Source organism: Burkholderia sp. L27(2015), assembly GCF_009765705.1.
GTDB lineage: Bacteria > Pseudomonadota > Gammaproteobacteria > Burkholderiales > Burkholderiaceae > LMUX01.
Genome location: NZ_LMUX01000020.1, coordinates 16,492 through 33,610 on the forward strand (window position 1 = coordinate 16,492; position 17,119 = coordinate 33,610).

General features: G+C 57.5%; 18 protein-coding genes and 2 tRNA genes. 15 read left to right on the plus strand and 5 right to left on the minus strand.

Annotated elements, in window-relative coordinates:
* Positions 1–84: 84 nt before the first annotated feature.
* The 12 genes from GSQ77_RS17135 to GSQ77_RS17190 all read left to right on the plus strand — a co-directional run bounded on the left by GSQ77_RS17135 (position 85) and on the right by GSQ77_RS17190 (position 11,984).
* Positions 85–2,355: a bifunctional (p)ppGpp synthetase/guanosine-3',5'-bis(diphosphate) 3'-pyrophosphohydrolase gene (locus tag GSQ77_RS17135; RefSeq protein WP_158903989.1), complete on the plus strand. Its 2,271-nt coding sequence runs from the start codon at positions 85–87 to the stop codon at positions 2,353–2,355.
* Between the two features lie 131 nt (positions 2,356–2,486).
* Positions 2,487–2,563: transfer RNA gene (locus tag GSQ77_RS17140), tRNA-Val, on the plus strand.
* A gap of 270 nt (positions 2,564–2,833) precedes the next feature.
* Positions 2,834–4,741 (plus strand): threonine--tRNA ligase, encoded by a 1,908-nt coding sequence (thrS, locus tag GSQ77_RS17145; RefSeq protein WP_158903990.1) that lies wholly within the window; start codon positions 2,834–2,836, stop codon positions 4,739–4,741.
* Positions 4,742–4,792: 51 nt separating this feature from the next.
* Entirely contained in the window at positions 4,793–5,317 is a 525-nt protein-coding gene (gene infC, locus GSQ77_RS17150; RefSeq protein WP_158904222.1) for a translation initiation factor IF-3, read from the plus strand.
* A 219-nt stretch (positions 5,318–5,536) separates the two neighbouring features.
* Positions 5,537–5,734, plus strand: a complete 198-nt coding sequence (gene rpmI, locus GSQ77_RS17155; RefSeq protein WP_158903991.1) for a 50S ribosomal protein L35 — start codon at positions 5,537–5,539, stop codon at positions 5,732–5,734.
* Positions 5,735–5,758: 24 nt separating this feature from the next.
* A complete protein-coding gene (gene rplT / locus GSQ77_RS17160; protein ID WP_158903992.1) occupies positions 5,759–6,118 on the plus strand; it encodes a 50S ribosomal protein L20 in 360 nt (119 codons plus the stop codon).
* A 167-nt stretch (positions 6,119–6,285) separates the two neighbouring features.
* Complete coding sequence (gene pheS / locus GSQ77_RS17165) at positions 6,286–7,299, plus strand: phenylalanine--tRNA ligase subunit alpha (protein WP_158904223.1); 1,014 nt, start codon at positions 6,286–6,288, stop codon at positions 7,297–7,299.
* Between the two features lie 163 nt (positions 7,300–7,462).
* On the plus strand, positions 7,463–9,895 hold the full coding sequence (gene pheT, locus GSQ77_RS17170; RefSeq protein ID WP_158903993.1) for a phenylalanine--tRNA ligase subunit beta: 2,433 nt from the start codon (positions 7,463–7,465) through the stop codon (positions 9,893–9,895).
* 57 nt (positions 9,896–9,952) lie between these two features.
* Positions 9,953–10,366: an integration host factor subunit alpha gene (locus tag GSQ77_RS17175; RefSeq protein ID WP_158903994.1), complete on the plus strand. Its 414-nt coding sequence runs from the start codon at positions 9,953–9,955 to the stop codon at positions 10,364–10,366.
* Between the two features lie 50 nt (positions 10,367–10,416).
* The gene (locus tag GSQ77_RS17180) at positions 10,417–10,848 is read left to right on the plus strand and encodes a MerR family transcriptional regulator (protein ID WP_158903995.1); all 432 of its coding nucleotides are present in this window, start codon (positions 10,417–10,419) and stop codon (positions 10,846–10,848) included.
* 61 nt (positions 10,849–10,909) lie between these two features.
* Positions 10,910–10,986, plus strand: a tRNA-Pro gene (locus GSQ77_RS17185).
* Between the two features lie 533 nt (positions 10,987–11,519).
* Complete coding sequence (locus tag GSQ77_RS17190; protein WP_158903996.1) at positions 11,520–11,984, plus strand: hypothetical protein; 465 nt, start codon at positions 11,520–11,522, stop codon at positions 11,982–11,984.
* A gap of 168 nt (positions 11,985–12,152) precedes the next feature.
* Here the strand turns inward: GSQ77_RS17190 and GSQ77_RS17195 are convergent, their stop codons facing one another.
* The 5 genes from GSQ77_RS17195 to GSQ77_RS17215 form a co-directional block, all read right to left on the minus strand.
* Positions 12,153–12,572, minus strand: a complete 420-nt coding sequence (locus tag GSQ77_RS17195; RefSeq protein WP_158903997.1) for a type II toxin-antitoxin system HicB family antitoxin — start codon at positions 12,570–12,572, stop codon at positions 12,153–12,155.
* Positions 12,573–12,724: 152 nt separating this feature from the next.
* A complete protein-coding gene (locus GSQ77_RS17200; protein WP_158903998.1) occupies positions 12,725–12,910 on the minus strand; it encodes a type II toxin-antitoxin system HicA family toxin in 186 nt (61 codons plus the stop codon).
* Positions 12,911–13,005: 95 nt separating this feature from the next.
* Positions 13,006–13,449, minus strand: coding sequence for a hypothetical protein (locus tag GSQ77_RS17205; protein ID WP_158903999.1), 444 nt, complete (start codon positions 13,447–13,449; stop codon positions 13,006–13,008).
* Between the two features lie 391 nt (positions 13,450–13,840).
* Complete coding sequence (locus tag GSQ77_RS17210; protein WP_158904000.1) at positions 13,841–14,083, minus strand: hypothetical protein; 243 nt, start codon at positions 14,081–14,083, stop codon at positions 13,841–13,843.
* Between the two features lie 109 nt (positions 14,084–14,192).
* A complete protein-coding gene (locus GSQ77_RS17215) occupies positions 14,193–14,474 on the minus strand; it encodes a hypothetical protein (protein ID WP_158904001.1) in 282 nt (93 codons plus the stop codon).
* 272 nt (positions 14,475–14,746) lie between these two features.
* Here GSQ77_RS17215 and GSQ77_RS17220 point away from each other — a divergent pair, with 272 nt between their 5' ends.
* From GSQ77_RS17220 to GSQ77_RS17230, 3 genes are all read left to right on the plus strand, one after another.
* Positions 14,747–15,109, plus strand: a complete 363-nt coding sequence (locus GSQ77_RS17220; protein ID WP_158904002.1) for a hypothetical protein — start codon at positions 14,747–14,749, stop codon at positions 15,107–15,109.
* 333 nt (positions 15,110–15,442) lie between these two features.
* Complete coding sequence (locus GSQ77_RS17225; RefSeq protein WP_158904003.1) at positions 15,443–15,979, plus strand: RNA polymerase sigma factor; 537 nt, start codon at positions 15,443–15,445, stop codon at positions 15,977–15,979.
* Positions 15,979–16,860: an anti-sigma factor gene (locus tag GSQ77_RS17230; protein WP_158904004.1), complete on the plus strand. Its 882-nt coding sequence runs from the start codon at positions 15,979–15,981 to the stop codon at positions 16,858–16,860. Before GSQ77_RS17225 ends, GSQ77_RS17230 begins: the two co-directional genes overlap by 1 nt.
* The last annotated feature ends 259 nt before the right edge of the window (positions 16,861–17,119 follow it).

Below are 17,119 nucleotides of genomic sequence, written 5' to 3' on the forward strand. Positions count from 1 at the left end.
CGCTGAGAACAACTTATCCGTAGTTTATCCGTGGCTTTTCCGTAGCTTTTCCCTTAAGCAGCAGTATTTTTCGTTTTCGCCGTTATGCAAACTGAACCGACCGAAACACTCGCCGCGTCTCTCGAAGACGCGGTGGCGTTCGTGCGCGAGCAGGCCGGCGAGGTGGTGCTGTCGTCCGGGGAAAGCCTGATCGACCATGCGCTGGGTACGGCGCAGATCATCGAGAAGTTGCGGGTCGATAAACCGACTCAGCTCGCCTCCATCCTGTTTCCGCTTGCCGCCTATATCAAGCATCCGGAAAAGGTGTTGGCCGAGCGGTTCGGCGACGAGGTGGCGCGCATCGTGATCGATGTGCGCAAGCTGCTGCAGTTGGGCGTGGTGAGTGTCAAGGCGGCGGCCGGCGCGCAACTGCCGCAAGAACGGCGCGATGCGGCCGCGCAGCGACGCGTGCAGGTCGAGGCGTTGCGCAAGATGCTGTTGGCTTTCGCGCAGGACATCCGCGTAGTGCTGATCAGGCTGGCCTCCCGTCTGCAGACGCTGCGCTATCACGCCGCTACCAAGAGCGAGCCGATCGAAGGCCTGCCGCAGGAGACGCTGGATATCTACGCGCCGCTGGCCAACCGGCTCGGCATCTGGCAATTGAAATGGGAGCTCGAAGATCTCGCATTCCGTTTCCAGGAGCCCGAGACCTATAAGCAGATTGCGCGTCTGCTGGACGAGAAACGCGTCGAGCGCGAAGGGTATGTCACGGGCGCCATCGAGCGGCTGCAACAGGAACTCGCGGCCGCCGGCATCAGTGCCGAAGTGAGCGGGCGGCCCAAACACATCTACAGTATCTGGCGCAAGATGCGCGGCAAGGAAATCGATTTTGCCGACCTTTACGACGTGCGTGCGTTTCGCGTGATCGTGCCGGATATCAAGGATTGTTATACGGTGCTGGGCATCGTTCATAACCTCTGGCAACCGATCCCGAAGGAGTTCGACGACTATATTTCGCGGCCCAAGCCGAACGGGTATAAGTCGCTGCATACGGTGGTGGTCGGCGACGACGGCCGTGCGTTCGAAGTGCAAATTCGCACCCAGGATATGCACCACTTTGCCGAATATGGCGTGGCCGCTCATTGGCGCTATAAGGAGGCGGGCGCGCGAGGCTACAGCGGGCATGTCAGTGCCAGCGACGAGTACGACGAGAAAATCGCGTGGCTGCGTCAATTGCTCGCGTGGAAGGACGAAGTGGGCGATGCGGCGCCGGGCAGTGGTGCTGCGGGTGGGACTGTAGGTGGCACGCAAGGTGGCGCCGCGGATGAACCGTGGGAGCAACTCAAGAATGCCTCGATCGACGATCACATTTATGTGCTCACGCCGCAGGCTCGCGTGATCGCCTTGCCGCAAGGGTCGACCGCGGTCGATTTCGCATACCACCTGCATACGGAACTCGGCCATCGCTGCCGAGGTGCGCGCGTGGACGGCGCGATGGTGCCTTTGCAAACCCCATTGCGCAACGGCCAGACCGTGGAAATCATCGCGATCAAACAGGGCGGGCCGTCGCGCGACTGGCTTAACCCGCAGCTCGGTTATCTGCAAAGCCCGCGCGCGCGCACCAAGGTGCGTGCGTGGTTCAACACGATCGAACACGAGGAAACCGTAGCGAGCGGGCGGGCGCTGGTGGAAAAGACCTTGCAGCGCGAGGGCAAGACTTCGGTCAACCTGGACGAACTGGCGGGCAAGCTCGGTTTCAAGTCGACCGATGAATTGTTCGTGCAGGTCGGCAAGGAGGAATTCAGCCTGCGCCACGTCGAGAATGCGCTGCACGATGCGCCGCCAGTGGAGCCGGCCGCGTACGAGCCGGCGCTGATTCCGAAGAAAAGCAGCGGAGCGAGCGTCGCGCAAGGCGCATCGAGCGGCGTGCTGGTGGTCGGCGTAGGCGCGTTGATGACACAGCTGGCGCGGTGTTGCCGTCCGGCGCCCCCCGACGAAATCGCGGGCTTCGTGACACGCGGCAAAGGCGTTTCGATTCATCGCCGTGACTGCCCCAGCTTTTTGCGGCTGGAGGCGCGCACGCCCGAACGCGTGTTGCAAACGGCGTGGTCCGACGAGGTGATGAGCGGCAAAGGCTCGAGCGTGTATCCCGTCGATATCGCGATCGAAGCGTCGGACCGCCAGGGTTTGTTGCGCGACATCTCCGAGGTGTTCGCTCGCGAGAAGATCAATGTGATCGGCGTGAAGACCGCCTCTAAACGCAACACCGCGTTCATGCAGTTCACCATCGAAGTATCGAGCGGTGCGCAGGTGCAGCGCGCGCGCATATTGCTCGAAGAAATTTCCGGCGTGGTGCGAGCCGACCGTAAAGCGTAATTTGCGATCGTGCTGAATGGGGGCTAGCGGGAGTCGAATCGGAGTCCAAGCGGAGGCGCCAGGAAAGTGCAGGAAAAACTCACGAGACACTTGGCAAAACCTGCAAAGCTCCTTATAATCGCTTTCTCCTTAGGCTCGTAGCTCAGCTGGTTAGAGCACCACCTTGACATGGTGGGGGTCGTTGGTTCGAGTCCAATCGAGCCTACCAACGAAAACAGGTTCGGGGCAGCATGCCCGAATCGAATGCAGTACATGAATGCAGCTTAAATAATGAGGCCCGTCTCTATGACGTTGCGAACGACTCCTACTACAATCACGGAGCGACGCTAGTCAAGGGCCCAGCACATGTTGGAAAATGAAATGCGGCCTCGACGGGCCGCATTTTTTTTGTTCAGTTTTTTTCGCCCACGCTGCACCGGGCACGCCGTTTCGAATTTTCTTTATCAGTCGTCGCTGCAGCGGTGGCGGAGGGAGCAGCATGATCTCAGTACGTTTGCCTGATGGTTCGCAGCGCCAGTTCGAGCAGCCGGTCACGGTCTCCGAAGTGGCGGCATCGATAGGCCCGGGCCTGGCCAAGGCAGCATTAGGCGGCAAGCTCGATGGCGTGCTGGTCGATACCAGCACCCTGATCGATCACGATGCATCACTGGCCATCGTGACCGACAAGGACGCCGAGGGCTTGGAGATCATTCGCCATTCGACCGCGCACTTGCTCGCGGCCGCTGTCAAAGAGCTATTTCCAGAAGCGCAAGTCACGATCGGTCCGGTGATCGACAACGGCTTTTACTACGACTTCGCTTACAGCCGGCCATTCACGCCCGAAGATCTCGAGAAGATCGAAAAGCGCATGCTGGAGATCGCCAAAAAAGACGAGCGCGTTACGCGCCGTGTGGTGACGCGCGACGAGGCCATCGAGTATTTCAAGGGTATCGGCGAGGCATACAAAGCCGAACTGATCGCCGCGATTCCCGGCAACGAAGAAATCAAGTTGTATTCGCACGGCGCGTTCACCGACTTGTGCCGCGGCCCACACGTGCCGTCCACGGGAAAGTTGAAGGTCTTCAAGCTGATGAAGGTGGCGGGTGCCTACTGGCGCGGCGACGCCAACAACGAGCAACTGCAGCGTATTTACGGCACGGCCTGGGTCAAGAAAGAAGACCAGGAAGCTTACTTGCACATGCTGGAGGAAGCCGAGAAGCGCGACCACCGCAAACTGGGCAAGCAGCTCGATTTGTTCCATTTCCAGGAAGAAGCGCCGGGCCTGGTGTTCTGGCATCCGAAGGGCTGGAGCATCTGGCAGCAGGTCGAACAATATATGCGTCGCGTCTACGTGGACAGCGGCTACTCGGAAGTCAAGGCGCCGCAGATTCTCGACCGTTCGCTATGGGAAAAGACCGGGCACTGGGAGAACTATAAAGACAACATGTTCACCACCGAGTCGGAAAATCGCAGCTATGCGCTCAAGCCGATGAATTGCCCGGGGCATGTGCAGATCTTCAATTCCGATTTGCGTAGCTACCGCGACTTGCCGTTGCGTTACGGCGAGTTCGGCCAGTGCCATCGTAACGAGCCGTCCGGAGCGTTGCATGGCCTGATGCGCGTGCGCGGCTTTACGCAGGACGACGGCCATATCTTCTGTACCGAAGATCAAATCCAGGGCGAAGTTGCGCGTTTCGACAAGGTCGTGCGGGCGGTGTACGAAAATTTTGGCTTCACCGACGTTGCGATCAAGCTCGCATTGCGCCCCGATATGCGCATCGGCGAGGACGCCGTCTGGGACAAAGCCGAAGACGCGTTGCGCGAAGCGATCCGCGCTTCGGGCTCGGAGTGGGAAGAATTGCCGGGCGAGGGTGCATTCTATGGCCCTAAAATCGAATACCACCTGAAAGATTCGATCGGGCGCTCGTGGCAATGCGGCACGATGCAGGTCGATTTTTCGATGCCGGCGCGCCTGGGCGCGGAATATGTGGCCGAAGACAATACCCGCAAGGTGCCGGTGATGCTGCACCGCGCGATCGTCGGTTCGCTGGAGCGTTTTATCGGCATGTTGATCGAAAACCACGCCGGTGCAATGCCTGCCTGGCTGGCGCCGGTTCAGGCAATGGTGCTCAATATCAGCGAAAATCAGGGCGAATATGCCTCGAGTTTGACCCAATCGTTGAAAAAACAAGGGCTTAGGGCGCAGGTTGATTTGCGCAATGAGAAAATTAGCTATAAAATACGCGTTCACACGCTGGAAAAAGTGCCCTACCTGTTGGTGGTCGGCGATAAAGAGCGTGATACGAACACGGTAGCCGTGCGTGCCCGTGGCGGAATCGACCTTGGTACGATGTCGGTCGATGCGTTCCTTGAAGTATTGCGCAAGGATGTGCAGTCATTCAAGTAACCCGTCGCTTTGCAGCACGGCTAAATTTTTTATTTTTAAAGGAAACGTAACATCGCTACGGATAAGTCTGCACATCGCATCAACGGCGAAATATCGGCGCCTGAAGTGCGTCTGGTTGGGATCGAGGGTGAGGCTCTCGGTATTGTGAAGCTTGCTGATGCCTTTCGTCTGTCGGAAGCGTCGGATGTGGATCTGGTAGAAATCGCGCCGCAAGCGGTTCCGCCGGTCTGCCGGTTGATGGACTACGGCAAGTTCAAATACCAAGAATCCAAAAAAGCCCACGAAGCGAAGCTCAAACAGAAGGTGATCCAGGTCAAGGAAGTCAAATTCCGCCCGGGCACCGATGACGGCGACTATTCCGTCAAGTTGCGCAATCTGATCCGTTTCCTGGATGAGGGTGACAAGACCAAGATCACGCTGCGTTTTCGCGGTCGTGAAATGGCCCACCAGGAAATCGGCATGCGTGTGCTGGAGCGGTTGCGTACCGACCTTGACGAATATGGTCAGGTCGAGCAAATGCCGAAGATGGAAGGGCGCCAGATGGTCATGGTGCTCTCGCCTAAAAAGAAGAAGTAGGCTGTACCCGATTCGGTCGATGCCAACGTTGATGTGAACCTTAGTGTTCACTTTAAGCGTGTGTATCGTTTCGATTTTCCGGATGGCGTTAGGGTTGCCATGCCGGAAGCGGCGTCACGCTGAGTGTCAGCGCGGCGCCGTCAGTGAGTGAACGTAGGTTTTTAAAGGGCGGCACAGCCGCACACCCACGCTCATCTAAGAAAACCTGGAGTTGTTGTCATGCCAAAGATGAAGACCAAGAAGAGTGCTGCAAAGCGCTTCGTGGTGCGTCCGGGCGGTACCGTTAAACGCGGCCAAGCCTTCAAGCGCCACATCCTGACCAAGAAGACGACGAAGAACAAACGTCATCTGCGCGGTACCGTAGGCGTTCATGAATCGAACATGGCTTCAGTTCGTGCCATGATGCCTTACGCATAATCCCAACACTCACAGGAGCAAACTATGCCTAGAGTTAAACGTGGGGTTACCGCACGGGCCCGTCACAAAAAAATCATAGACTTGGCGAAGGGCTATCGCGGCCGTCGCAATAACGTCTACCGTATCGCCAAACAAGCCGTCATGCGCGCTGGGCAATATGCCTATCGTGACCGCCGCAACAAGAAACGTGTGTTCCGTCGTTTGTGGATCGCGCGTATCAATGCGGCCGTGCGTCAGCACGACATGACCTACAGCGTGTTCATGAATGGCCTGAAACGGTCGTCGATTGAACTCGACCGTAAGGTGCTGGCCGATATGGCTGTGTTCGATAAAGTTGCTTTTACCGCGATCGTGAATCAGGTAAAGGCCACCGTCGCGCATTAATTGCGGCATGCGTGTGGCCGGTGGCAACATCGGCCGCACGCTGCGAAGTAAGCCGCAGTGCTGGGTTCGCCCTGGCTGTGCGGTGAAACGGGGCTCTTACCGAGCCCCGTTTTTGTTGGTGCGACAGCCTAGTCTGCGCATGGATAGACGCTTACATGAAGGGCCTCATGGATCTGGAACAGATTGTCGCGGATGCACGGACCGCATTCGCCACCGCCTCTGACGCTGCGACGCTCGAAAACGAGAAGGCGCGTTTCCTTGGCAAAGCCGGCAAGCTGACCGAGTTGCTCAAAGGTCTGGGCAAGCTCGACCCTGAAACGCGCAAGGCTGAAGGCGCGCGTATCAACATCATCAAGCAGCAGGTTGAAGAAGCGCTCACCGCGCGTCGTCAGGCGCTGGCCGATGCGCTGATGGATCAGCGGCTGGCGACGGAGGCGATCGACGTCACCTTGCCCGGACGCGGTATCGGCAATGGCAGCCTGCACCCCGTGATGCGCACCTGGGAGCGCGTCGAACAAATTTTCCGCACCATCGGATTCGACGTGGCCGACGGTCCCGAAATCGAAAACGACTGGTACAACTTCACTGCGTTGAACAGTCCGGAGAACCATCCCGCGCGTTCGATGCAGGATACGTTCTACGTCGACGCCAAAGATAACGACGGCCGCTCGCTGCTGTTGCGCACGCACACCAGCCCGATGCAGGTGCGCTATGCACGCATGAATCACCCGCCGATCAAAGTGATCGCGCCAGGTCGCACGTACCGCGTCGACAGCGACGCGACCCATTCGCCGATGTTCAATCAGGTGGAAGGGCTGTGGATTGCCGAGGACATCAGCTTCGCCGATCTCAAGGGCGTGTACACCGATTTTCTGTGCCGCTTCTTCGAGCGCGACGATATTCAGGTGCGCTTTCGCCCATCGTATTTTCCGTTCACCGAGCCGTCAGCCGAAATCGACATGAAGTTCGAGCAAGGCAAGAACGCCGGCAAATGGCTGGAGATTTCCGGCTCGGGTCAGGTTCATCCATCGGTGATCCGCAACATGGGCCTCGATCCGGAACGCTACATCGGCTTTGCGTTTGGCAGCGGGCTGGAGCGACTCACGATGTTGCGTTATGGCGTACAGGATCTGCGGCTCTTTTTCGAAAACGATTTGCGTTTCTTGAAGCAATTCGCTTGAGTTTGCCCGCCGGGTCGACTTTGAATCATCGACTTTGAATCACGCTGACTTTGAACCGAGCCGACTTCGAATCGTGCTGAATTTGGATCGCGCTGAGTTCAAAGCGAGTTTTGCGCGAGCTTGATCGCGCTTGATAGTTACTCACACCGAATACTAGATACTCATGCAATTCCCCGAATCCTGGCTGCGCAGTTTTGTCGATCCCGACTTGTCGAGCGATGCGCTCGGTCACGCCATGACCATGGCCGGCCTCGAAGTCGAAGAGCAACGCCCGGCTGCGCCTCCCACCAGTAAAGTGGTGGTTGGCCACGTGCTTGAGATCGCGAAACATCCGAACGCCGATCGGCTCAATGTTTGCCAGGTGGATGTGGGCACCGGCACGATACTGACCATCGTATGTGGCGCACCCAATGTCGCGCCCGGCATCAAGGTGCCGTGCGCACTGGTGGGCGCTGAATTGCCACCGGCGGAAGCGGGTGGTGAGCCGTTCGTGATCAAGCTCGGCGAGCTGCGTGGCGTCGAAAGCCAGGGCATGCTGTGCTCCGCGCGCGAACTCAAGCTCACTGAAGACCATAGCGGTCTGTTGATCCTGCCGGCGGATACACCGGTGGGGCAGGACATTCGCGAAGTACTCGATCTCGACGACACGATATTCGAAATCAAGCTGACGCCGAATAAAGCCGATTGCCTGTCGGTGTTCGGCATCGCGCGCGAAGTGGCGGCGATCACCGAGACGCCGCTGCAGGTGCCGGCGTTTATCGCTGCCCCCGTGTCGATCGACGATCGCTTGCCGGTCAAGATTTCCGCGCCCGAATTATGCGGACGTTTTTCTGGACGTGTGATTCGCAACGTCAATGCACGTGCGGCGAGCCCCGCATGGATGGTCGAACGCCTGGCGCGCGCCGGTCAACGCAGCGTCTCGGCGCTGGTTGATATCTCGAACTACGTGATGCTCGAACTGGGCCGCCCGTCGCACGTGTTCGATCTCGACAAGATCCACGGTTCGATCGATGTGCGTTGGGGGCGTGCCGGCGAAAGCCTGAAGCTGCTCAACGGCAACACGGTCGAAGTCGATGAGCAGGTCGGCGTGATTGCCGACGAAGTCCAGGTCGAGAGCTTGGCAGGCATCATGGGTGGCGACAGCACCGCAGTGACGCTCGACACGCGCCATATCTATCTGGAAGCGGCGTTCTGGTGGCCCGACAGCATACGCGGACGCGCTCGCCGTTATAGTTTTTCGACCGATGCGGCACATCGCTTCGAGCGTGGCGTCGATTACGCGACCACGGTCGAACACCTCGAACGCATCACGTCGCTGATCCTGGAAATTTGCGGCGGCAATGCCGGGCCGGTCGACGACCAGATCGTCAATCTGCCCACGCGCGCGCCGGTGACGATGCGTGTTTCGCGGGCCAACCGCATCATCGGTGTTGCGATCAGCGCGGAACAGATCACGAATATTTTCACACGGCTGGGCTTGAGTTTCGAGCGGCGCGACGATGCGTTCGTCGTCACGCCGCCGTCGTATCGCTTCGACATCGAAATCGAAGAGGACCTGATTGAGGAGGTGGCGCGCATCTACGGTTTCGAAAAAATTCCGGCGCGCCCACCTGTGGCCGCCAACGCAATGCGGCCGACCAATGAGACGCGTCGCGGTGTGCACGCAATACGCCATCAAGTGGCCTCGCGCGATTACGCCGAGACCATCAACTTCAGCTTTGTCGACGAACAGTGGGAACGCGATTTCGCCAATAACACCGACCCGGTGCGCTTGCTCAATCCGATCGCGAGTCAGATGTCGGTGATGCGCAGCTCGCTGTTGGGCAGCCTGATCAACACGCTGCGCTACAACTTGAACCGCAAGGCCGAGCGCATCCGTTTGTTTGAAGTGGGCAGGGTATTTCACCGCCATCCCAGCATCACGGCCGGCGAATTGACGGTCGAAGGTTTCAGCCAACCGAGCATGGTGGGTGCGCTCGCTTATGGCCCGGTTGTGGACGAACAGTGGGGCGCGCCGCATCGCCTGGTCGACTATTTCGACGTGAAGGGCGACATCGAAACCTTGCTCGCGCCGGCTGTTGCGCGCTTCTTGCCCGCCGAGCATCCGGCGTTGCATCCGGGTCGCAGCGCCAAGATCGAACTCGACGGTACCGTGGTCGGCTGGGTAGGCGAATTGCACCCACGCTGGCAGCAAAAATATGACCTCCCGCACGCGCCGGTCGTGTTCGAAATCGAGGCCGACGCCTTGATCGCACGCGCCTTGCCGCAGCCGGTTGACGTCCCGAAGTTCCCTCCCGTGCGTCGCGACATCGCGGTCGTGGTCGGGCAGGAAATCAGTGCCCAGTCCTTGTTGGACGAGCTGAAAAAGGCTCGTCGGGAAGACGCCTGCAAGGCAGTTACGCGGGTGGTGCTGTTCGACGAATTTCGACCGAAATTGGAGGTGTCAGGTGGCCTTGCTTCCCATGAGAAAAGCCTTGCGTTCCGGGTTACCTTGCAAGATACTGGCGGGACACTTCAGGACGAAACAGTCGATCTGGCGATCAAAACTATGGTCGAACGGCTGGCTCGAGTATATGGCGCAAGGTTGCGCGGCTGAGCGGCGTTTTTTACGATTCCCTCAACCGTATCTCAGCTTGGCGCCCATTTTTTTTATATGAACGAAATGAACTCGAGTGAATTTGAAGCCTTGCTATCTATGCAGCGCAGCGCACAGCTTCGTGATCATCAGATGCAGACAAGCACCCTCACGGATACACCGACGCTCACCAAAGCCGAGCTGGCCGAACTGCTGTTCGACCAGGTGGGCTTGAACAAGCGTGAGGCCAAGGATATGGTCGAAGCTTTTTTCGAAGTGATTCGCGATGCATTGGAAAACGGCGAGAGCGTCAAGCTGTCCGGCTTCGGCAACTTCCAGTTGCGCGACAAGCCCCAGCGTCCTGGGCGCAATCCCAAGACGGGCGAAGCCATTCCGATCGCTGCACGTCGAGTGGTTACTTTCCACGCGAGCCAGAAACTCAAAGCTCTGGTGGAAAGCGGCGCTGAGCCCGCGGTGCCGGTACGCCAATAGCTCGCTGAACGCACTGCGCGACCGACGTTGAAAACCACGAGCCCGTGACGATGGAAAAAGTCGCACTGCCCCCGATCCCTGCCAAGCGCTATTTCACTATCGGTGAAGTCAGCGAGCTTTGTGGCGTCAAGCCGCATGTGCTGCGTTATTGGGAGCAGGAGTTCACGCAGCTCAAGCCGGTGAAGCGCCGTGGCAATCGGCGCTATTACCAGCATCATGAAGTGCTATTGATACGACGCATACGCGAACTATTGTATGAGCAGGGCTTCACGATCAATGGCGCGCGCAATCGGCTCGATAGTCGTGAGACCAACCGACGCGATACGGCGGAAGCCGAGGCGGCGCTTCGTGATGTGGGCGGGCCGGAGATGATACCGGTGGATGTTGCGCAACTGCGCGGCGCGTTGTTGGAGATACTTCATTCGCTCGGCGGGGAACTCGTCGAGCATGAAGATGCGGCTAATGAGACGGATGAGATTTAAAGGGTTTTGTGTAGAGTTTGATGTTTGAATGATGAGGCAACTCTGATACAATTTCGGTCTTCGGGGCGTAGCGCAGCCTGGTAGCGTACCTGGATGGGGTCCAGGTGGTCGGAGGTTCAAATCCTCTCGCCCCGACCAAGTAGATGAAGGACTTACAGCTTCGGCTGTAAGTCCTTTTTTCTTTTGGCGCGACGCTTTGCTAAACTCGAGTTCGACTCGCCGTAAAAGCAATGCGCCGTAAAAGCAATGCGCCGTAAAAGCAATGCGCCGTAAAAGCAATGAATACGCAGCGGCTCAAGATTGCCGTAGCATCGTCCATGCTGTGTGATACCTATGACATTACGCGTGCAACAACGTACGTATAGCCGCGCCTGATTCTAATCATAAGCGGGCCGGGCAAAGAATATTAGCATTGCTAATAGAAATTCTACGGTCGTTAATTCTAAGAGCAGTTACTTGAGCGTAGTTGCCAAACAGTCGTAGCTCTCCCGGGAAGGGACCTGCCATCCGAGGAAATCAATCGCGCGTCATCGCATTTTCAAATGTGCGCGGTACGTTATCGGATTTTTGACCACGCTGGAAAGTATCCCTGGCAATGCATCGTCGGCCCGTCGAGTACGACTTTTCGCTTGTAATTTGACGTCAAACTTTGCGTGAGCACATGGTCTAAAATGGGTCTCTATAAAAAAGGGGGGCGTATGGGGACTTATGCCGATTTGGCCGGAATCATCGATGAAGCGGCTAAGAAGAAGGTCGATTATGCCAATGACCTGAAAATTACCGCTGCGGGATTTGTGCGAGAGTTGGAACGAGCCTGGGAAGCCCAAGGTAAGGTGGAACTGGGGCACCTTTCCGACGAGGGAGAGTTTATCCCCGGCGAGATTGGGAAATTGAATAATCAGCAAATCGCGCCTTTTGTAATTAATGTAAGGTTCGATGGCGACGCAGATACTGTTTTGCGACTCAATATGCAGATAGCCAGAACCAAGCATGGCGTAAGTCTGATTACGCCATCTGGGGAGCGCCTCGCGGTAGACGCGGATCAACCGGCTTCTTTTGCGGCAGCTATCAAAAATTTGTCGAATTGGGCGTTTGATTGGGCGCTCGACAGGAGAGAAAAATCTGCATTAGCCTAGCGTTATCCATAGACTCGTCTTCACCTGAACGATGTGCCCCGCCAACGTGCGGGGTTTTTTATTTCAGCGCCGGATGTGTCGTCCCCGTTGCAATACGGGCACTTGGTCGACAAGGTGGACATGGGCGCTCAATCTGAAATTGGATAGATGGATCGTGAGATCATCGTGCTAGGCGATCGACACTTCCAGTGTCTTGCCCAGTTGCTTGAATGCAGATTCGATAGCATCCAGTTTGGACGAGTGCTTCAGATCGAGCAGTCGGTCTACCTGTGGCATGTGCACGTCGAGGCGGCGCGCCAGTTCAGACTTGCGCACGCCCTGGGCGATCATCTCGTTGGCCAGAAGTACCTTGGCAGTAACTAGCGCGGGCAAGGTGACAGAAGGTTGACCCTTGCGCACTTTAGATGGCAGCGGGATCGCGCACTTGGCATCGAAGTAGAATTCCAGAGCAGTGATCAAAGCGTCCAGGCCCATCGCTAGAGCATCTTGTTCATTATCGCCAGCAGTGATCGCTTCAGGGATATCGGGGAAGGTCACCAGCAACGAATTGTTCGTGTCCGGTTCCAGTTTTACTGGGTAAGTCAACATTCGGGGCGCTCCTTGCTTTTCGTCGTAGCGTCAATTTTTGAGGATCGAGCTTCAGCATGAGTTTCGGCTTAAGGCGTACACATCAGCAACAGATACTTCGTAGGCTCATGCATCCAACGAGTCTGAGGTACAGCCCCGCGGGGCTGTTGGTCTCATTTCAATCCTAGTTGCTTCTTAATCGCTTCAACCAGTCCTTTTCCTATTTCCTTGGCACCGTGATCGGGGAAGACTGTTGATTTGCCGTTAAGAGTTACTTGGGAGCGGCTGGAACCCGATTTGCTATTTTCGAATGTCGCACCTTGTTTCTTCAGCCACCTCTTGAACTCGCTGTAATTCATAAACCTCCGCTTGGCTGTATCGGAGGTCAAACAATACAACATAATTGTTGCATTACTTAAGATGAAATACAACAATTATGTTGTATTATTGCCAGCTAAACCAGTTGCGACTCGGCCTTCACGTCTCGAACCCAATCCCAGATAGCAGCAGACAGGTCATTGCTCGGTTCGATAAAAGAAGAGGGCTGATCCGCGGCTACAGTGTGACCATGCCGGCCCGCGACAAACAGCTGCATGCCCACGGCCTTGGTCTTTTGAACGACGACCGGGAAGTGCCTTACCTCTTCGGCGGAATCAACCTGGAACGAAACCGCGAGCACGAATTGCGCGCCTTGCGTCTCGTTCAGCGGGCCAATTGTCGCAGGCACAAATTCACCGTCGTCCAACATCGCGCCATATTCAACGGCGTCGCCAGCACCTAAAACGCGGTTGGCTTCAAGCGCAAAAGCCGCCGCGACTGCGTTCAATTCGCGGGCATACTGTTTTCTCTCGTTGGCAGCCTTGTTGAGGCTTTCCGTGATGTCGGAATAAATTGACATAGCGTCTCCTTGTACATCGGAAACACATTCTATGCCTTAAGAGCTAGCGCATCCCGCTATTGCCCAACACCGTGCCGCTTCGATGGAGACGGTGCCGCCGGGTAAGAAGTAAGCTTTACCGAAAATGTCCCATTCGCATTTCCCGTCCCGATGGATTAAGCGGCAACTTAACAAACGCCTTACGGGATAATGGTTTGCGCGTACTCCATACCCACTTATCCACAACAATATGCACACTTTCTGTGGATAACTTACGAGTTACGCACAGGGGGCCTCGGGAAAATGTACTTATTTTGAGACATGCGCCGATGGGGTCGCGACCTCTACGATAGGGCTAGTCATATCCGATCGCCAAAGAGAGCATAGGTTGGACACTACCTGGCTCGCAAGCCTAAGTATCCATTTCCATCTGATGCGGGTTTTCCCCGGTCGACCTTTTCACCACGGTCCCGACTCGCCGTGACGCGACGATAGTCCGCTCCACTGCACTACGCGCGACCAGCAGCACAATCGCGGACAGCAGCAGCAACGCCCAAAGGAGAGTAGGGGGTGACAGCGTGGAGGTAATGGTCACGACGAACGTCAAGAGCCAAAGCACCAAGGCCGTTTGGATAATCAATTTGACGATTTTCATGATGGCTCCCGGTAGGTCGGCGCGCAGTGATCGATGAACAGCTCCCAGTGAAATCATCGTATCGATATCGCGGCTCGGCCAATGTGCGGCGCCATACGTGGTGTGGTGGTTACGCCACCTTATGCAAGCCGCCGATAACCCGTCCCGCGGACTTGGTCACCACGATGCCGCCAGTACGGCCAAGCGCCGCGATCGCTTGAACCGCTTTGTCGTAGACGGCTTGTTCTTCGATATCGCCGACGAAGTTGTAGGTTGCTTCGGGCATCTTGTAAACAGCATCGCTACCCTTGATCGTGCGAGTAAAGCCGCGGCGGTGCATCTCATCGTCGAGCGTGTAGTAGTCGCCGAGTTTTACGTCGTCTAATTCGATCCGCGTGGTGAAGCTGGCCATCTTCCTCTCCTGCATAAGGCATGTTGCGTGGTATGGGGTCGTCGTATTGTTTCGCGTCACCCCCAGTGGATGCGGGGCAAAGCAGCTTAAGTCGAAATGCCGCTCCTGTCGACCAACGTATGCTCGCCAAAGAAATCGATATAAACAACAGAAACAATGGAATAAACCCACGCACCCCGGCGTTTTGTTGACGTGATGACAGGTCGAAGCGTCCGTACGTTCTTCCGCATTACATTCGAAATCGTCCCTCACTAAATAACAGGACTCCGATCATGCTCAAGCTCAAACCCCTGCTGTTGCTCGCCTTGTGCGGGCTTTCCATTCAAGCTTTCGCGGCGGCCCCCAAGGCGTCCAACGGCATGCTGGTCGACGACAAAGGCATGACGCTCTATACCTTCGACAAAGACACCACCCCAGGCAAAAGCGCTTGCTCCGGCGCTTGCGCAGCGATTTGGCCGGCAGCGCTGGCCTCCTCGTCCGACACTGCTAGCGGCGACCTGGGCCTGATACCCACCGCGGACGGTCAGCAATGGACGTATAAGGGCCACCCCCTGTATCGCTACGCGTCGGACAAAAAGCCCGGTGACATGAGTGGCGACAATTTCAAGAACATCTGGCACACCGTCAAGCAGTAAGCGGAACTGCACGATGTAATCGCGTTGCGGCGGTAGAACGTGCCGCATGAATCAAACGCGCGCCGCAAGAATCGGACCGCGGCGCGCGGTCAAAAAGCGAGCGACTGAAGCACCCAAGTAAGGGCGCAACCAAGCACCCAACCAAGCACCCAAGATCCGACGATGCGCTTGCCACCTGTCATAGGCCTGCCCCTCAGTAAACTGTGCTGCTACAATGCCGCCCGGAGCGCATTGTTTTATTGCAGTCGGGCTAGGGTTATCCGTCTCCCTCCCGCTGTTTGCGTGTTTTGATACCCCATGCCGAGACCGGTACCGCAGCCAGGAATGACGTCGATGACAGGCGAAGATCTACCGGCAATGTTGCCGACGCTGTTGCCGCGTCTGTGGGCATTCGCATTGCGTTTGTCGACCGACAAGCACGATGCGGAGGATTTGGTGCAGCGCGCCTGCGTGCGAGCACTCGAACGCACGCATCAATTTCAAGCCGATACTTCGGCGCTGAGCTGGATGTTTTCTATCGTGCATTCGCTCTGGATCACCGAAGTGCGCTCGCGCCGGATTCGTAGTCGCGCCAGCATGGAGTGGAATGACGCGTTGATCGAAACCATCGCCGATCCTCACGCAGTCGATCCCCAGGTCGACCTGCTGCATCGCGAGATTCTCACGGCGGTCGACGCCTTGCCCGACGCGCAGCGGGTCGTGATATTGCTGGTCGCTGTCGAGGGCTTGACCTATCGCGAAGCGGCCGACGTGCTCGAGGTACCGATCGGCACGGTAATGAGCCGCTTGTCGCGCGCCCGCCTGACCATAGGGGAACACTTCCGTGGCGATCCGGGCAGCGATGCCGCACGGACCAGGGACACGATCTAATGAATATCGACGATATCCTGCTGATGTCCTATGTGGACGACGATGTATCGCCCGAGCAGCGCGCCGAGGTCGAGGCGGCTATCGCAGCGTCGCCTGAGGTCGGTGCGCGCGTGGCTGCGCTGCGCGCATCCCGTCTGCCGTACCAGGCAGCCTTTGCCCGTCAGGCGATACCGCCTGTACCTGAATCGCTTACGCGACGTCTTGACGAATTGCTACGCCAGCCTGTGCGTGCGCCGTCCCCGCCGGTCGGCGCACCGCGCGTGCCGAGTACGCGTCAACATTCAACGCTGGCATGGCTGGCCGTGGCCTTCGTGGCCGGCGCGTTTTTTTGCGGCGCGGCACTGAGGTTTGCGCCGGAGTTCATGCCGGGGTTCGTATCGGAGGCTGTACCGGTCAAGCCCGCACAACCGCTGCCCTGGATCCAGGCCGTGGTGGGCTATCAGGATATGTACACGCGCGACACGCTGGCGAATGTCAGCGACGATCCTAAACTGACGGCCGAGACGGTCAGCCAGATTCATCGCGACGACGCGCTCGCCGTCGAAGTGCCCGATCTGCGCGAAACCGGGTTGAGTTTCAAACAATTGCAACGCTTGCGTTTTCGTAACCGTCCGGTTGTGCAGATCGTTTATTTGCCGGAACATGGTAACCCCGTAGCGCTGTGCGTGATCGGCGATAGCCGGCCCGATCAGGCCGTGCAGACTCAGCAGGTCGGAAGTATGAACGTCGTCACGTGGCGGCGCGGAAAACTAAGTTACGCGCTGCTTTCCAAAGATGCCGGCATCGACTTGCAGGCGGTGGGTGCGCATCTCGCCAATGGCGCCACCCCGGCCTTGTTCGGTCAGCTCGGGACCCAACTGCCACCTCTACCGATGAGCTGAACGGCACGCTCGCCGCAGTGCCTAGGCTGCGGTGCGCAGGCTGCGACGGCGATCACACCGTTCCAATAAAAACAGGCCACCCGAAAACGTGTGGCCTGTTTCACATCTAAGGACCGAAACGAAGCGTGGCGCTATTGGCCGAGCCGCGCCGCGCTTCGCCCGTTCGTCAGGCCGCTTTCCTGTGCTGCGCCAGTTCCTCGATCAATGTTTTGTCGAACGCAGGGATGTCGTCCGGCTTGCGGCTGGATGCGTGGTCCAG